The following is a 15,376-nucleotide window of genomic DNA, read 5'->3' as shown; positions in this document are numbered from 1 at the left end:
TGGGCATCGACTACTGAAGGGGCAGCAGTTGATGGGGACGTCCTGACAGGCCGATTTGCCAGGCTGGTCCCGCTGCAGAGCCCTCTCCGCAAGAGGCCGCTTCGACTTGTTGCAGACGGGCCGGAAGCAGGCAGGAGGCCGGCTGCGAGACATGCAGACATGCCTCGTCGAGGCCCGATTGAGGCATCAGCATGCGCGTAAACTGGCTGGCGAAGAGGTCCTGGGCGTCGGCCCGCAGCATCGGTCCCCGGCACTGCCCTTCTTCATCGCCGCTCAGGTATCCCGAGAGGACGTTGAATGAGCGTGGGCGAGCGTTGCACAGGGTGAGGGAGGGAGGCGGGTCGGCCGGATCCCCTTCTTGCTGCCGTGCCGAGGGGAGCGAGCAGGAGAGCGCCGCCAGCTCGTCGGGCAGCACAGTCAGGGCTTCATCCGAATCCCCGTCTCCCGCGCCCGAAACCGTCACCGAAAGGGTAAAGCGTCCGTCGCCGAAGTCGAGGGCGGTCAGGCCCGAGGACTCGGCGCCGGGAGGGCCGAAGAAGCGTTCTCCCAGGTCGATGCCCTCGATCACGTCCTGGAAGGGCGAAAAGGTCCAGCTCTGGCCGCAGTCGAGCACCTTTAAAAAGCTCAGCACCTCGGCGCAGCGGTCATTGAAGTAGCGGACGGTGACCGTCACCGGCTCCTGTCCGCTGAGGTTTTCGAGATGGACGAACTGGGTGACGGCGGGGCCTTCGGCACCCAGGAGTTGGGCCACTGTAGCCGAGGCCAGTTGGTCGCCGCTGAACTCGGACTGGGAGGGATCGATGCCGGCGTCTATGCTCAGCAACAACTGGGCGCTGCCGCTGTTGAAGGCGGTCGGCGCCCCGCTCAAGGTAGCCAGCGAGCCGTCCTGGCGCTGGCGCAGGCCCATCATGGCAAAGGGCTCTTCGGAGATGGCCTGCACGGTGCCTTCGAACTGTTGGCCGGGCGAATCGAAATAGCCGACGAAAATCTCATCGATGAAGCGGGCCCTCTTGGCTCCCGCCTCCAGCCTCAGTTCGCGAGCGGCCTGGGGAATGCCCTGGGAATCGTGGAGGGAGAGATAAAGTGTCGAGGGCTGGTCCAAGGGATTGGCGAAGGCCAGACCCGAATTGGCGTCCTCGCTTCGTTCCGCGAATACATGGTACTCGGTGCTGAGAGGCGAGGCCGGAACGGAAAGCTGCGAGCCGGCGATGGAATAGAAAATGGTGCCGCTGAGAGTGCTGCGCGGATCGACGGTCGTAATGGTGACATAACCGCTCTTCAAGTCTCCCGAGCCGTCCGTCGAAAGCTTGAAGGCTCCCGCCGCGGCAACCTGGAAGTCCCATCGGGTCACCTCTTCCCCCTCAACGGCCAGGGGCAGGGGACGACCGTCGTCGTCCCAGAAGAAGATGGTTCCTTGCTGAGCTTCAGATCCGGGATTGGTGAGGGCGACTTCGGCGCGCACCCCGGCACCGTCCGCGATGAAGGGAAAAACGTGTACGGGATCCTGTTGGGCGGACAAGTAGGCCGGCCAGACGCAGGCCAAGAGGCAACTCGTCCAGACCAAACGCTTTTTCACTGAAACCATCCTAGGCCCCCGGTCGCCGCGTGGCGGCTCACACCGCCCGGCTGCGGCTAAATTAGCAGCTTCGACGTTTTCGTGTCAAGCGTCTCCTGGGGGCGCATCCCGGTCCAGGACATCCTTCATAAAGCGCCTGTCGGGATCGATTCCCGTCCACATGCGGAACTGGAGGGCTGCCTGTTCGATGAACATTTCAAGTCCCGAGATGATCTGGCAGCCCCTGGATTCGGCTTCCCGCAGCAGGCGCGTCCGGCGCGGATTGTAAATGAGGTCGTAAACCACCTCGAAATCGACTTGGGAAGCCTGCAAGGGAGAGGACTCGGTGTGGGGATGTTGCCCGACGGGAGTGGTATTGACGCAGACCTGGGCGCTGATGGGCAAGTCCTTGAAGGTGGCGTGGCCGCAGCCCATTTGCTGGGCCAGGGCCTGGGCGCGGGCCTGGTCGCGTCCCACCACGGTCACCTCCATACCTTCATCGAGCAGGGCGCGGACAACGGTGCGGGCCACGCCTCCGTTTCCCAGCACCAGGGCCCGTCCGCCCCGCAGAGAGCCGCGCGCCCGCAGGGGCCCGATGAATCCCTGGTAGTCGGTGTTGGAACCTCTCCACCCGCCTGAGGGAATGCGGCTGAGCGTGTTGACGGAGCCGATGGGAGAGTCGTTTTGGGCCAGGTAGTCCATGATCTCCCGCTTAAAAGGCAGTGTCACGCTGAAACCTTGAAAGGAAAGCGAGGTGCGCTGGAGCCAACCCATCCAGGGCTCCAGATCGTCCAGATGGACGGGCAGATAGACTCCCTCGAGGTTGTAGCGGGCCAACAGGCGGTTGTGCAGCAGAGGCGAGAGGGAGTGGGCCACGGGACGGCCCATGACGCCATAGAAGGAGGGCGTTCGGGTCCATGACTGCAGGCGGTAGAGGCGGGCCTGGCGCAGGCTGAACTGGGCGGGCGCCGCGGGATTGTCGTCCTCTTCGGCCAGGTAGGTCCAGAGATTGCCCAAGAAGGCGCCCAGGAGGCGCGAGGGCTGTCCGATCCGGCCCATTCCCAGGACCACCCGGCGCTCTTGCCGGGGCAGTCCGCTCATCCAGTCCAGCAGGCGCACGAGCTGATCGGAACGGTTGACGGTCAGCGCCATCTTGACGGCATGCCCCCGCCCGCGCAGGGACTGAAACACGCTGTCCAGCGAATCGGGCATTCCCTCGAAGTCGTGCAGCGATCGAAGCAAGGACACTCCGGAGGGCAGATCGAGCCCCTGCTCGACGTCGTGTTCCAGGTCGATCCAGGCAAAGCCGCGGCGGGCCGCCTGCTGCAAGAGCTGCAAACGCTCGCGTTCGCTTCCCTTCCAGCCTCCTCCTTCGCGCCGGGGGCGGCAGGTGGCGATGAATCCGCTGGAGGTCTTCTGGGGCAAGCGGGGTAATCGAGGCCGGTCTAAAGCGTCGAGGCGAACCTCGATCCAGCGGACGGCTCCGGCGTGTTTCTCGATGCGCCGTTGCAGTTGGGCAGCATCGGGGACGCTCAAGGTGAGGCAAATGGGCGGCATTGATCGGAAGGGAACCGGTTTAGCTGATCTTCTTGCGTCCCAGGCGCACCACGTTGTCGGCTTCCGACTCCTCCTGGGAGCGCTCCTTGGTCTCGATGACGCCCCAGAAGTGCTTGAAGTACTGGATCATCGAGGCCAGCGAGAGGAGCACGACGATCCACAGCAGGACGCGTCCGATCTCGATGAAGTAAACTTCGCTGGTAACCAGCCTTCCGCCGATCAGGAATCCGACGCAGAAGACCTGGGACACCATCTTGTACTTGCCCAGCCGCTTGGCGGAAACAGCCACTCCCTTGAGCGCGGCCACACTGCGCAATCCAGTGACCGCGAACTCGCGACCTACGATGACCACCACCATCCAGGCCTGCACCAGCCCGATCTCCACCAGCGAGATAAAAGCGGAAGAGATGAGCAGTTTGTCGGCGATGGGATCGAGCAGTATCCCCACCGAAGTGATCTGCTTGCGGCGGCGGGCCAGATAACCGTCGAAGAAATCGGTCAGGGCGGCGGCGATGAATACGATGAGCCCGAACAACTCCCGTCCCGGCGCCTGCGAGGTGAGCAGGACCGTGACCAGCAAAGGCACGAGAACGATGCGCGTGGTGGTGAGGATGTTGGGCAAGTTCATGGCTGCAAAGACTTTACCACCGGCAATGCGCGGCAAACAACCTGCCGGACCGCCGTTCGGGAGGAGAGGCTAGGGCCACCAGGCGGCCAACAAGTTCACACACGGGTCAAGTTTCAGGCGACCGCTGTGAAGGCCCAATTGCTCCCGGCGGTATGAGGTCGCTCGCTACAGATCGAAGGCTTGAGGGCGGAAGTCGAACCAGGGGGAGAGGTCGGCCCAGCTTCCTTTCTCCTCCAGGACCGTCCGCTTGTCCAGCATGCGCCCCCTCAGGCGCCGCACTTCCCGGTAGGCCTCCCGCGAGGAGCGCTCGCCAAAGAGTACGTAGGCGCGGATGCCGGCGTCGCGCATCTGCATCCAGGGAAAGCAGCGGCGGGCCACGGGGGCGTCCATGTTCTTGATGCGCATCAGGAAGCGGTTCTTGAGGGAATGGAGGTTGAGAGCGTCCTCGATGCGGCGGCGGCGCCGGGGCAGCACGTGGCGCCGGTGGAGGGCGCGCGCCGCCGGTTCGTAAAGGGCGCGGAAGCCCAGCAGACGGGCCCTCCAGCACAGGTCAGCGTCCTCGCGGTAGGCGAAGAAGTCGGCATCGAAGTACTCGTCCTCAAAGCGGACCGCGTCCAGCAGGCGGCGCGAGTAGAGAGCGGCTGCCGCCGTCACGCCGAAGACCTCCTGGCGCTTGTCGTACTGTCCCCGATCGGCTTGGCCGCTGCCGCGGTCGAAATGCCTCTGAGCAGGAGTGAAGTACATGCCGGCACTGTCGAGGACAGGGCCCGGGGCACTCTCGACCGGCTGGCCCCGCTCATCCATGCGCAGCAGCTTGCCCTGGGCCATGTCTGCGCCGCTTTCCTGCATGGCCTGCAGCAGGCGCTCCAGGTAGTCGCTGTGAGGGCGGCAGTCGGGATTCAAAACCCAGGCATAGTCGAAAGGGCGTCCAATCAGGATGCGGTTGTGGCCCTCCGAGAATCCCAAATTGCGTCCGCTGAACAGGGTTTCCACGCCGAAGCGGCGGGCGATCTCGGCACTCCCATCGTGGGAGGCGTTGTCAAGCACCACTGTTTCAACTGCGACGGTCTGGTTGGCCACCGCCTCCAGACAGGGCGGCAAGTCGGACGCGCTGTTGAAGGCGACGATACTGCAGACGATTTTCATGGGCTCCCCGTCGCGATGCGCTTCATTGTAGCGTGCCGGAGGGCAGGAGGCGGCAACCGTCAACCCCAAACGCGCAGCCCGAGCAGTCGCAAGGTCAATCCCAGCTTGACGGCCGGCTTGAGCCAGGGCAGGGCGCGGGGATGGTGTTTGCTCAAATAGAGCAGCAGGTTGGAGTAGAAAGTGCGCAGGAACCGCGCCCGTCCCACTCTTTGCAAAGAGTAGCCTCCCCGGTGGCGGGCGGGGGCCTGAGGCAGGAAGAGAATCTCCCAGCCGGCCTGCCCCAGGCGCTTGCAGAAGTCGACGTCCTCGAACCAGGCGGGGGCGAAGTCCTCGTCGAAGCCGCCCAGCTCCTGCCAGGCGCGGCGGCGCATGAGCCAATAGGCGGCAGCCGGCTGCTCGATCCGGGTGAGGCCGGAGGGAGGGGGTGCCGGGCGGCCGATCAGGCCACTCACTTCGTCCACAAAAAGAACGTCGCTGAGAACCGTCCAGACTGTCGGCAGGCGGCGCAATTGGAAAGCGGTCTGGGGGGTGCCGTCCTCTCCCAAAAGGGGGCCGCAGAGAATGGCCGCCCGGGGATGGGTGCGGGCCTGTTCGAGCAAGCGCTCGACGCTGCCCTGCACAACGCGCACGTCGGGATTGAGCAGCAGCACAAAGCGGCTTCGGGCCGGTTCGATCCCGGCGTTGGCGCCCGCCGCGAAACCACGGTTCTCAGTCAGGCGCACCCATTCGACCTCGGCATGCTCGAGCGCTGGAGCGGGGACAGAAGCGTTGTCCACGATGCGGATTACTCGACAACCCTGCTGCCGCAGGCTGTGGACGGCTTGTCCCAGCAATTCTCCGCTGTTCCAGTTGACGATGACCGCTTCCACATCCTTCACGCACTCAGCATAGGCTATCCTGAAGTCTGGCAGCCAACTCTTAGGCCCGGGACGCAAGCTGGGCGGTGCGCCTTCCCAACGTCTGGTATAGGCTCTAAGGAGGCGGAAGAACACGCATGACAGTGCAGAAAGTCCAAGAAAAAGACCTGCTGGAGCGACTGACACGGGTCTTTCAAGAACATGGATTCGAAGGCGCCAGCCTGAGCCTCATCAGCCAAGCCACCGGACTCAAGCGGGCCAGCCTCTACCATCGCTTTCCAGGGGGCAAAGAAGAGATGGCCCAAGCGGTCCTGCGCCACGCCCAGGAGCGCTTCGGCCGCGATTTGCTGGAGCCTCTGAGAGGCTCGGGCGAGCCGGCCGAGAGGGTGCGCGAGATGGCGCGGCGCTTGGACGCCTTTTACCGGCAAGGGCGCCGATCCTGCCTTCTCGATACCCTCTCACTGGAAAATCTGGCCCCCTTACGCCGCCTGACCGCCACGGCTGCTCGCGGCTGGATCCAGGCCATGACCGAGGTGGCGCTGGAGGCCGGCCTCTCCTCGGCGCAAGCCCGAAACCTTTCCGAGCAGGCCGTCATCCGAATCGAGGGTGCGCTGGTTCTGGCCCGGGCAACCGGGGACCGGCGCCCCTTCCAGGAGGTGATCGAGATCCTGCCCAAGCTCCTCACCGGTTCAGAATCCGAGGAGTGAAAGGGGGCATCTCTTTTTTGGCGGTGTTTAAACCGAACGTTCGGTAGACCGCGTGCAAGAACGCCGCGAAGGAGCGTCCTTGCCGGCGCTGGTCCCCGCTCCAGAGAGGATCATCAAGGAGTGACAAGATGCAGATCAAAAATCCCTACCACAAGGGTGAACGCAAGGTTCAGCAGTTGACCGGAGAGGGTGCCCAGGCCGAGCGCAACGGGGGCGTCATCTCGGATCAGATCATGGCGGGCGCGCTGGGCTTTATCGAGCAGCAGTCGCTGGCCGCCGCGGCCACGCTGGATGAGGCGGGTTATCCCTGGGCATCGCTGCTGCTTGGACCGGCCGGCTTCATCAGCGCTCCCGCCCCTGGCCAAGTACGGATCGACCTGAGCGCGGGACCGCTGGCGCGAGACGATGCATTCTTCGCCAACCTCGAGAGCGACCCCCGCATGGGGCTGCTCATCATCGACCTTTCCACCCGCCGGCGCCTGCGCGCCAACGGACGCCTGAAGCGCCTTTCAGCCAGAAAGTTGGAGATGGAGGTGGAGGAAGCCTATCCCAACTGTCCCAAGTACATCGAGCGGCGCCGTTTCAAGCTGGGAGAGCCGGCAGCCCCACCCACCAACTGGCGGACAGGGAGCCGTCTGGGGGAGCCGAGCAAGGAACTGATCGCCCGCTCCGACACCTTCTTCGTGGCCAGTGCCTATCCCGGCGGAGGACTGGACGTCTCGCACCGCGGCGGGCCGCGCGGCTTCGTGGAGGTGATGGGGGACGGCCGCTTGCGCGTACCCGATTATTCGGGCAACAGCCTCTTCAATACCCTGGGCAACCTGGTGGAACACCCCAAAGCCGGACTGGCTTTTGTCGACTTTGAAGAAAGCAGCATTCTCCAGTTGATTGGCCGGGCCCGAGTCGACTTCCGGGCCCAGGACCCCCAAAACCGCAGCGGAGGCACGGGCCGTTTCTGGGACTTTCATGTCGAGCGCTGGCTGAAGCGCAGCCTGCCCCGCCGGGTGGAATGGGAATTCCTCGACTCCTCCCCCTTCAACCAGCGCATCGCCGCCCGGACCGCCGCCAGATGACACATTCGCCGAGGCTTGTGAGTTGGTTATTGGGAGTTGCCAGTTGCGTCAGCTAAAGGCGCATGCTGAGGCCGTCGGAGAGGGTGTTGCGGTAGGCCTTGAAGGCGGGGACCAGTCCGATCAGGAAGCCGGCGGCCAGCACCGCTCCGATGTAGGCGTATTCCAGCGGCGAGAGGGCCTCGACGGGGACGTAGAGGCCGAAGCGGCGCTCCACCACGGGCTGAAAGACGGTCAGCAGCAGATAGGCCAGGGCCGTCCCCGCCAGGGAGCCGGCGCTGGCCAGCAGTCCTGATTCCAGTACCAGCAGACCGACGATGCGTGCGGGACCCGAACCCACGGCCCGCAGGATGGCCATCTCGCGGCGGCGCTCGTTGAGAGTGGTGTAGATCGACACCAGCATTCCCAGCAAGCCCACCACCACCACGAAGATGGTGATCACCTGCAGTCCGTCCTCGGCGTAGCCGATGCCGCGCCACAGCTCGTTGAGGGCCACGGCGGGGATGACGGCCATCACCGCCTCCCCCTCATAAGTATTGATTTCCCTCTGCAGGCGCAGGGTGTCGATGCGCGACCGGGTCCCCAGGAAGAAGGCCGTGATCTGCTCGGCTTCCAGGTCGTGATCGTGGATGTGCTCGGCGGGGATGGCTTCGCCGGGACGCGGAGGGGCGCCGTCCTGCCAGTCGATGTGGACGGCGCTGATGCCCTCCAGGGTGACGTAGAGGGAACGGTCGATGGGGGTGTTGGTCTGCTCCAGGATGCCCACTACCGTGAAAGGCTTGTCGTCGTGACCCAGGAAACCGGGCGTGATGCCGTGATTGACGGCCACTTTGTCCCCCATCGAGTAGCCCAGCTCGCCGGCCACGGCCAATCCGACCGCCACCTCGAAGACCTCTTGCGCCGGACGGCCTTCACGAAAGCGAACTCGGCGGTCTCCCCGATAGCGGTAGTGGTTGTAGAAATTCTCATCGGTGCCCACCACCCTGAATCCCCGGTGGTTGTCGCCCAGCGAGTAAGGAATGGTCCAACCCACGGCGGGATGGTTCTTGAAATGCTGGTAAGTCTCCCAGGAGATGTTGTTGCTGGCCGATCCCATCCCGAAGACGGTGTAGAGAATGGTCTGGATGGCGCCTCCCCGGGCGCCTACGATCAGGTCGGTTTGTGAGATGGTGTTGGAAAAGCTTTCGCGCACTCCGGTTCGCACCTTCTCCACGCCGATGAGCAGTGCCACGCTCAGGGCCACTGAGCCCAGGGTGAGAAAGGTGGTCAGCTTGCGGTTTCCCAGCGACTTGTAGGCCAAGGTCAGGAGGAGCATCGTTTCAGTTCGCCTCCTCTTGCGGGGTCGACGAAGGGAGGGTGACCTGGTTGATTTCGGGAAGCGAGACGGCCCGATCGAAGAGAGGACGCAGCGAGCCGTCGTGGCTGACGAAAATCAGCGTCGATCCGGCTTCCTGGCAGCATCCGAAGAGCAATTGCAGAAAGCGTTCGCGGTGGTCGGCATCGAGCGACGAGGTGGGCTCGTCGGCGATAACGATCTCAGGACGCCCCACCAGGGAGCGGGCGGCGGCCACCCGTTGCTGCTGTCCTACGCTGAGTTCGGTCACGGGCTCTTCCAGCAGCGGTTCGATGCCCAGGGCCCGGGCAATGCCGCGAGCCGCCTCGTCCAGCGAGCTGCCTTGCATGCGGGCGGCCCGCTGCCGGCTCATGCGGCAGGGCAAAGTGATGTTCTCGCGCACGTTGAGGTAGGGGATGAGGTTGAACATCTGGAAGATGTAGCCGATGTGGCCGCCCCGGAAGGCGTCGCGCTGGTGGCTGGAAAGAGCGCCGAGATCGCGCTGCAGCACCCTGACCTCTCCCTCATCCGCCTTCAGGACTCCGGCCAGCAAACCCAGCAGGGTCGTCTTTCCGCTGCCCGAAGGACCGAAAATAAAGAGCTTCTCGCCGCTGAGGACGCGGAAGTCGCGGATGCGCAGGATGTCCTGAGGCGGCTTGTAGGCGAAGCGGACGTTCTCGACTTGGACGGCGTATTGCATGGCGGCAGAAGGCGAAGGGGGGAACAGGAAGTGCAGCAGTCAGTCGGAATAAGGCTCGGCGCTGAAGCCTTGCACCTGAAACCCGACCTCTCCGTAGGCGCTCATCATGGAAGCGATGTCGAGCTTGCCTTCCACCCAAATGGGCACCCACCACAGCACCTCGGCCCTCTTGCGCCCCTGCATCTTGACGTGCACGAGCTGGTTGGGCGGCGGCGGCGGCGTGTGGATGCAGGCTCCTACATAGGGCACCAGAAGAAACTCGTTGACCGCCTCGTCGTCATCGTCCAAAGGAACCATGAAGCCGGGAATCCGCACCGTCTTGCCGTTGAGCTTGGTCAGCTTGTCGCTCATTTCTCCGGTGTGGTAGTCGAGTTCCTGGAGCGTGGCCCAGTCAACCTCCACGGCCTTGTCGCTGGCGTGTGAGGGCAGAACGATGAAGAGGGCGAGCAGGGAAAGGAAAACGGTGCGCGAGGCATGCTTCATAAGTCCCTAGTCTAACCGAAGTTGCAGGCACGGTGCAGCTACGCAACCCCCAACGCCCAAACACCAATTCCCGAGTGCGGACAGTGCGGACTTGGGAGTTGGTCCTTGGAAGTTGGGGGTTGCGAAGACCTCAGTCTTCGTCCGGGGACCAGTCGGGCTTGACGACCTGACGCGAGCGGGCCACCGCCAGGGCTCCGGCCGGGACGTCCTCGGTGATGGTGGACCCGGCGGCAACGTAGGCTCCGCGTCCGATGGTGACGGGAGCCACAAGCTGGCTGTTGGAGCCGATGAAGGCACCGTCTTCGATGACGGTACGGTTCTTGCGTTTGCCGTCGTAATTGCAGGTGATGGTGCCCGCCCCGATGTTGACGTCGCGTCCCAGGCGGGCGTCGCCCAGATAGGTCAGGTGAGCCGCCTTGGCTCCCTCCTCCAGCACCGACTTCTTGACCTCGACGAAGTTCCCGATGCGCACGCGATTGCCCACCTGGGCCTGACTCCGAAGATGGGCAAAGGGTCCGATGCGGGTTTCGTTGCCGACCTCCGAGTCGCGGATGATGCTGCCCTGATCGAGCAGGCAGTCCTGGCCCACGCGGGCGTCGCGCAGGTGGCAATTGGCGCGCACTTCGGTTCCCGGGCCGATGCGCGTGCGTCCTTGCAGGATGACGCCGGGATAGAGAGTCACGTCGCAAGCCAGCTCGACCTCGGCGTCGATCAGCACGCGGGAAGGATCGAGCATGGTGACGCCCTCCTCCATCCAGAAGCGGTTGATCCGTTCCCGCAGCAGACGCTCGGTCTGAGCCAGTTGACGCCGGTCGTTGATCCCCCAGGCTTCGGAGGGGTCGGAGGTAGAGATGGTTATGATGCGCTTTCCCTGAGAGCGGAGGATGTCGAGCAGATCGGTCAGGTAGTACTCCCCGGCCGCATTGGCGCTTTCCAGCTTGGAGAGGGCCGGCTTGAGGGCCGAGGCCTTGAAACAGTAAAAGCCCGCGTTGATCTCTTTGATCTGGCGCTGCGAATCGGTAGCGTCCTTCTCTTCCCGAATGGCCACCGGCTCGCCCGCCCCGTCGCGCAGGATGCGTCCATAGCCCGAGGGATCTGCCAGCAGGGCGGTCAGCAAGGACTCGTCGGCTCCTTCGGCCTCGACGGCTTCCAACAACTTGCCCAGCGTTTCCAGGGTGATCAGCGGCACGTCGCCGGACAGCACCAGCACACTGCCCTCGTCGGGCAGCAGCGGAGCCGCCGTCTGCAAAGCGTGGCCGGTTCCCCTCTGCTCCTCCTGGAGGGCGAATTCGACGCCGTAGTCTCCGGACCTGGCCCGCACGGCATCGGCGTCATGACCCACCACCACCACAACCCGACGCATCTCCAGCCGCCTCAGCTTGTCAAGAATGTGCAGCAGAATGGGCTTTCCGCACAGTTCGTGCAGCACTTTGCTGCGGCGGCTCTTGAAGCGTGTGCCTTGGCCGGCGGCCAGGACCACGGCACTGCGCTGCAGAGGAGGGTGGGAGGGCGGCATGATGCTGGGCCGCTGCGCCTGCTAGCGGCGTTTAGGCCGACTCCTTGAGTTGAGAATGCTCTTTGATCAGGTCTTTAAAGCCCTGATTGGACGAGATCTCGCGAAAATCGGGATCGTTGGTGGCCTGGAAAGTCCTTTCGGGGCGAGCTCCAGCAGCCTTGGCAAGGTACTCGACAGCCTTGTCGGCATTCTTGGAAGCGGCTTCGGCCGCGGCCATGCCGTAGTAGATATGGTCCTTGTCGTCCTTGGCCTTCTTGAGGGCCTTCTCGAAGTACTTGAGGGCCTGCTCCCGCTCTCCCGAGTTGTGCAGCACCACAGCCCAGTCGTAGAGCGCCTCCGCCGTGTCCCCTTCAGGCTCGCCTTTGGAGCTTAACTGGTTCTGGCAGATGCGCAGATAGGTGCGGGCGGTTGCAATCGCCTGCTGCTCGACCTGACCGTCGTCGATCAGCTTCTGCAAGGCCGCTCGGGCTTTTTCGTACTTGCCGTCGTAGACCAATTTCACTGATTCTTCTAGTGCGGTGAGGGGATTTCCCGCCTTCTTCTTGCTCTTAGCAGCCATAGCTCCTCGCTGATATCCTTGCTTCCCCCTGCCTCTCGGAGAGGGACAAAAAAACCTGCCAAAGCAGGTCCGGTAAAAGGATACTATTATAGATGCCGCTCGCAGGCAGTCAAGGAAGCGTGCGGCCCAGCGGGGCAAAAATGAAAGAGGTTATGGAAGTACCGAATTTCAAAATCGAGGCCAACGAGTATCAGAAAATCGTCCTGATCCTCTCCAACGTCCTCAACCGCACACGCGCCAGATCGGTCTGCCTGATCAACCGCAACGGGCAGGACGTGGCCCATACGGGGCAACTGGACGGACTCGATATCCAGGCCTTGGCCTCGTTGGCCGCCAGCAACCTGGCCGCCACCTTCGGACTGGCCACCTTGATCGGAGAAAACGAGTTTCATCGCATTTACCATCGTGGCCGGGATCACAGCATTGTCATCACCCCGGTGAGTAACCTGGCACTGATTCTGGTCATCGTCCCGGCCGATGTCAAAGAGGAGCGGGACTGGAGAAGTTTGGGGCAGGCCTCTCTCATCTTGGAGGACATCCTCCGAAAGTGCGGCAACCAATGAGGGCAGCGGAAGGAGAGAAAGCTTGACTTTCATCAACTACGCCAACCGGGAAATCAATTGCAAGATCGTCTATTACGGTCCCGGTCTGTCGGGCAAGACCACCAACATCACCGAACTCTACAAATCGGTCAATCCTTCCCTGCGAGGCAAGCTGGTCACGCTTAATACCGAACTCGACCGCACGCTCTTTTTCGACTTCCTGCCCCTGGAAGTGGGCAAAATAGCCGGTTTCAACGCCCGTTTTCATCTCTACACCGTTCCCGGACAAGTCTTCTACGAAGCCAGCCGGCGCCTTATCCTCAAGGGGGCCGACGCGGTGGTTTTCGTGGCCGATTCTCAGAAAGAGCGCCTGGACGCCAACCACGAAGCCATCCGCGACCTGCGGGTCAACCTTGAAGAGAACAAGCTCGACCCGGTCAAGATTCCCTACGCCTTGCAGATCAACAAGCGCGATCTGGAAGACATTTTCGACGTCGACTTCCTGGCCAAGGAACTGCGCATCGGCAGCGAGCCCGTTTACCAGGCGGTGGCGGTACACGGCAAGGGCGTGCAGGAGACGTTCCGCGACGTGGCCAAGCAGGTGCTGCGCAAGCTGCGTCAGGAAATGACCTGAGGCGCGGCGGCGCCCGATTCTGATAGACTTCCGTCATGGCTGAAAGATCGGAACTGGTCGAATCGCTGCTGCAACGCTTCCCCGACCTTCCCCCCGAGGCGATCTACAAGGAAGACTTGTTGCGGGGAGGGGTGCGCTTTTCCGAGGACGCCCTGCGCATCGCTTCCGGATACAAGCCCAAGGCCTACTTTATCTTCTCCTTCGACATGGTGCCCATCGCCGAGATGGAAAACCGCGAGAACTTCCGCGTGCCTGAGGAAATCTGCCTGCGGGGAGGCGCCAGGGACTTCCGCCGCACCATCGTGTCGGTGCGCATCAATCCCCGCTCTCCTTATTGCGTGGAACTGGACGGCGAGGGACGCCTCATCCTTTCCCTGGAGGGACGCGAGGTGTGCGGGGTGGAGTTTCAGAGCTATCCCGAGTACTACCGGCGCGAGCTTTCCTCGGGCAAGCCGGTGACCGACATCTGTCCCACCATCGAGTGGGGGTACCTGCTCTACCTGACCGTCTTCCGCAAGTGCCAGTACTTCGGACGCAAGGTGGAATGCCAGTTCTGCGACATCAACGAGAACTACCGCCAGCAGAAGAAGAGCGGACGTTCATACACCGGCGTGAAGAGCGTGGAGGAGGTCTTGGAGGCCCTCTCCATCATCGCCGACACCGATTCCGATTCCCGCGCCTACACCGTCACCGGAGGCAGCATCACCCATTCCCTGCAGGGAAAGGACGAGGTGGGGTTTTACCTGCAGTATCCGAAGGCCATCGAAAAGCGCTTCCCGGGACGCTGGATCAGCAAAGTGGTGGTGCAGGCTCAGCCCAAGGAAGGCGTGCAGCGCTTCAAGGAGGCGGGGGTGCAGATCTACCATCCCAACTACGAAGTCTGGGACCGCCGCCTCTTCGAGACGCTGTGCGCGGGCAAAGCCGACTACATCGGACGCGACCAGTGGATCCGGCGCATCTTGGACGCGGGTCAGGTCTTCGGAACCTCCAACGTCATCCCCAACTTCGTGGCGGGCATTGAAATGTCGCGTCCTCACGGGTTCCGGGAAGTGGAGGAGGCCATCGAGTCGACCAGCCAGGGACTGGAGTTCTTCATGTCCAGGGGCATCGCTCCCCGCTTCACCACCTGGTGCCCGGAACCCACCAGCGTGCTGGGACGCGCCAACCCCGGAGGAGCGCCGCTGGAGTACCACGTCCGCCTCACCCGCGCCTGGCGCGACATTCACGAAAAGTACGGGCTGCCGGCCCCTCCCGGTTACGGCAAGCCGGGCATCGGTAACGCCGTCTTCTCGGTGTCTTCCTTCATGGACGTCATTCGGAGCGCTCCCGATCCGGCTCCTTCAGAAGCGAGAGCAGCATGTTGACGTCTTCGCTCTGCAGCGCCGTGCGGGCCGCCAGTCCCCTCAGGCGGTGCATCAGGCGCCGACGCGACCAGTAGTGAGGCAGCCTGCGGCCGCCCAGCTTCTCTTCCAACGCCTTCATCAACACGCCTATTTCTTGAGCCGAGGCCGCGCCTTCCTCAGGTTGGGCCCTTTCATCCCCTTCCACGCCGGACAAGGCCAGATGAAGCTCGTAGGCCACCACGGCCACCGCCTGAGACAGGTTCATGACGGGGAAGTCGGAACCTCCCGGAATGCTCACCCGGTACTGGCAAAGATTCAGTTCCTCTCGCCGCAGGCCGTTGTCCTCGGGGCCGAAGACCAGCCCCAGGGGAACCTCGGAAAGGCCGGGCAGGAGGCGGTGCGCGAAGCCGCGCAGGCGGGAATCCTCCCGGCGCTGTCCCCTGGCATAGCGTGCCGTCAGTCCCGCCAGCAGCGGAATCTCCCTTTGAGCATCCTGCAAGGAAGGATAGAAACGGGCCTGGTCGAGGATGGTGTCTCCCTTCATGGCCCGGGCCCGGGCCTCTACCCCCACCTCGCATTCCGGTTCGATCAACACCAGCTTTTCAAAACCCATATTCTTCATGGCCCTGACCGAGGTTCCCAGGTTGGACGCGAACTGAGTGCGGACTAAAATGAAAGTGATGTGGCGGCGGCTCATGCGCCTATTATCGTCCATTGGCCAATATGATAGGCTGAGCGCCCTTGGA

General features: G+C 63.3%; 16 protein-coding genes. 5 read left to right on the top strand and 11 right to left on the bottom strand.

All coding sequences use genetic code 11. The features are described from left to right. Positions 1-10 precede the first annotated feature (10 nt). The 5 genes from VLU25_17335 to VLU25_17315 form a co-directional block, all read right to left on the bottom strand. Positions 11-1,576, bottom strand: coding sequence for a hypothetical protein (locus VLU25_17335; GenBank protein ID HSR69699.1), 1,566 nt, complete (start codon positions 1,574-1,576; stop codon positions 11-13). Between the two features lie 84 nt (positions 1,577-1,660). After that, complete coding sequence (locus VLU25_17330) at positions 1,661-3,112, bottom strand: type I 3-dehydroquinate dehydratase (GenBank protein ID HSR69698.1); 1,452 nt, start codon at positions 3,110-3,112, stop codon at positions 1,661-1,663. Positions 3,113-3,131: 19 nt separating this feature from the next. After that, positions 3,132-3,740: a CDP-diacylglycerol--glycerol-3-phosphate 3-phosphatidyltransferase gene (gene pgsA / locus VLU25_17325; protein ID HSR69697.1), complete on the bottom strand. Its 609-nt coding sequence runs from the start codon at positions 3,738-3,740 to the stop codon at positions 3,132-3,134. A gap of 165 nt (positions 3,741-3,905) precedes the next feature. Further along, complete coding sequence (locus tag VLU25_17320; GenBank protein HSR69696.1) at positions 3,906-4,886, bottom strand: glycosyltransferase family 2 protein; 981 nt, start codon at positions 4,884-4,886, stop codon at positions 3,906-3,908. A gap of 59 nt (positions 4,887-4,945) precedes the next feature. Then, positions 4,946-5,764, bottom strand: coding sequence for a glycosyltransferase family 2 protein (locus VLU25_17315; GenBank protein HSR69695.1), 819 nt, complete (start codon positions 5,762-5,764; stop codon positions 4,946-4,948). Positions 5,765-5,880: 116 nt separating this feature from the next. On the opposite strand from VLU25_17315, the gene VLU25_17310 reads away from it, so the two are divergent. After that, a complete protein-coding gene (locus VLU25_17310; GenBank protein HSR69694.1) occupies positions 5,881-6,450 on the top strand; it encodes a helix-turn-helix domain-containing protein in 570 nt (189 codons plus the stop codon). 128 nt (positions 6,451-6,578) lie between these two features. Further along, on the top strand, positions 6,579-7,523 hold the full coding sequence (locus VLU25_17305) for a pyridoxamine 5'-phosphate oxidase family protein (GenBank protein ID HSR69693.1): 945 nt from the start codon (positions 6,579-6,581) through the stop codon (positions 7,521-7,523). Between the two features lie 52 nt (positions 7,524-7,575). Here the strand turns inward: VLU25_17305 and VLU25_17300 are convergent, their stop codons facing one another. The 5 genes from VLU25_17300 to VLU25_17280 all read right to left on the bottom strand — a co-directional run bounded on the left by VLU25_17300 (position 7,576) and on the right by VLU25_17280 (position 12,111). Beyond that, positions 7,576-8,835 carry an FtsX-like permease family protein gene (locus tag VLU25_17300; protein HSR69692.1) on the bottom strand — a complete coding sequence of 420 codons (1,260 nt, stop codon included), beginning with the start codon at positions 8,833-8,835 and terminating at the stop codon, positions 7,576-7,578. A 4-nt stretch (positions 8,836-8,839) separates the two neighbouring features. After that, positions 8,840-9,553, bottom strand: a complete 714-nt coding sequence (locus tag VLU25_17295; protein ID HSR69691.1) for an ABC transporter ATP-binding protein — start codon at positions 9,551-9,553, stop codon at positions 8,840-8,842. Between the two features lie 39 nt (positions 9,554-9,592). After that, complete coding sequence (locus VLU25_17290) at positions 9,593-10,036, bottom strand: DUF3299 domain-containing protein (protein ID HSR69690.1); 444 nt, start codon at positions 10,034-10,036, stop codon at positions 9,593-9,595. A 130-nt stretch (positions 10,037-10,166) separates the two neighbouring features. After that, positions 10,167-11,552, bottom strand: a complete 1,386-nt coding sequence (glmU, locus tag VLU25_17285; protein HSR69689.1) for a bifunctional UDP-N-acetylglucosamine diphosphorylase/glucosamine-1-phosphate N-acetyltransferase GlmU — start codon at positions 11,550-11,552, stop codon at positions 10,167-10,169. A 31-nt stretch (positions 11,553-11,583) separates the two neighbouring features. After that, entirely contained in the window at positions 11,584-12,111 is a 528-nt protein-coding gene (locus VLU25_17280) for a tetratricopeptide repeat protein (protein ID HSR69688.1), read from the bottom strand. A gap of 152 nt (positions 12,112-12,263) precedes the next feature. On the opposite strand from VLU25_17280, the gene VLU25_17275 reads away from it, so the two are divergent. Genes VLU25_17275 through VLU25_17265 form a run of 3 tightly spaced genes read left to right on the top strand, consistent with a single transcriptional unit; the run spans position 12,264 to position 14,651 of the window. Continuing rightward, complete coding sequence (locus VLU25_17275) at positions 12,264-12,674, top strand: roadblock/LC7 domain-containing protein (protein ID HSR69687.1); 411 nt, start codon at positions 12,264-12,266, stop codon at positions 12,672-12,674. 22 nt (positions 12,675-12,696) lie between these two features. Further along, positions 12,697-13,287: a GTPase domain-containing protein gene (locus VLU25_17270; GenBank protein HSR69686.1), complete on the top strand. Its 591-nt coding sequence runs from the start codon at positions 12,697-12,699 to the stop codon at positions 13,285-13,287. A 35-nt stretch (positions 13,288-13,322) separates the two neighbouring features. Beyond that, the gene (locus VLU25_17265; GenBank protein ID HSR69685.1) at positions 13,323-14,651 is read left to right on the top strand and encodes a radical SAM protein; all 1,329 of its coding nucleotides are present in this window, start codon (positions 13,323-13,325) and stop codon (positions 14,649-14,651) included. Here the strand turns inward: VLU25_17265 and VLU25_17260 are convergent. Next, complete coding sequence (locus tag VLU25_17260) at positions 14,599-15,345, bottom strand: TrmH family RNA methyltransferase (protein HSR69684.1); 747 nt, start codon at positions 15,343-15,345, stop codon at positions 14,599-14,601. The two genes, VLU25_17265 and VLU25_17260, sit on opposite strands and share 53 nt — an antisense overlap. Between the last annotated feature and the right edge of the window lie 31 nt (positions 15,346-15,376).

It is taken from the genome of Acidobacteriota bacterium, assembly GCA_035471785.1.
GTDB lineage: Bacteria > Acidobacteriota > UBA6911 > RPQK01 > DATIPO01 > JANQFM01.
The sequence above is the reverse complement of the archived record's forward strand: the minus strand, read 5'-3'. Positions and strand labels throughout refer to the sequence as shown.

Excerpts from the sequence above, each read along its gene's own strand:
- VLU25_17330 (HSR69698.1), bottom strand. The coding sequence starts at position 3,112 with ATGCCGCCCATTTGCCTCACCTTGAGCGTCCCCGATGCTGCCCAACTG.
- VLU25_17280 (HSR69688.1), bottom strand. The coding sequence starts at position 12,111 with ATGGCTGCTAAGAGCAAGAAGAAGGCGGGAAATCCCCTCACCGCACTA.
- VLU25_17300 (HSR69692.1), bottom strand. The coding sequence starts at position 8,835 with ATGCTCCTCCTGACCTTGGCCTACAAGTCGCTGGGAAACCGCAAGCTG.
- VLU25_17310 (HSR69694.1), top strand. The coding sequence starts at position 5,881 with ATGACAGTGCAGAAAGTCCAAGAAAAAGACCTGCTGGAGCGACTGACA.
- glmU (HSR69689.1), bottom strand. The coding sequence starts at position 11,552 with ATGCCGCCCTCCCACCCTCCTCTGCAGCGCAGTGCCGTGGTCCTGGCC.
- VLU25_17320 (HSR69696.1), bottom strand. The coding sequence starts at position 4,886 with ATGAAAATCGTCTGCAGTATCGTCGCCTTCAACAGCGCGTCCGACTTG.
- VLU25_17275 (HSR69687.1), top strand. The coding sequence starts at position 12,264 with ATGGAAGTACCGAATTTCAAAATCGAGGCCAACGAGTATCAGAAAATC.
- VLU25_17305 (HSR69693.1), top strand. The coding sequence starts at position 6,579 with ATGCAGATCAAAAATCCCTACCACAAGGGTGAACGCAAGGTTCAGCAG.
- VLU25_17290 (HSR69690.1), bottom strand. The coding sequence starts at position 10,036 with ATGAAGCATGCCTCGCGCACCGTTTTCCTTTCCCTGCTCGCCCTCTTC.
- pgsA (HSR69697.1), bottom strand. The coding sequence starts at position 3,740 with ATGAACTTGCCCAACATCCTCACCACCACGCGCATCGTTCTCGTGCCT.
- VLU25_17265 (HSR69685.1), top strand. The coding sequence starts at position 13,323 with ATGGCTGAAAGATCGGAACTGGTCGAATCGCTGCTGCAACGCTTCCCC.
- VLU25_17295 (HSR69691.1), bottom strand. The coding sequence starts at position 9,553 with ATGCAATACGCCGTCCAAGTCGAGAACGTCCGCTTCGCCTACAAGCCG.
- VLU25_17260 (HSR69684.1), bottom strand. The coding sequence starts at position 15,345 with ATGGACGATAATAGGCGCATGAGCCGCCGCCACATCACTTTCATTTTA.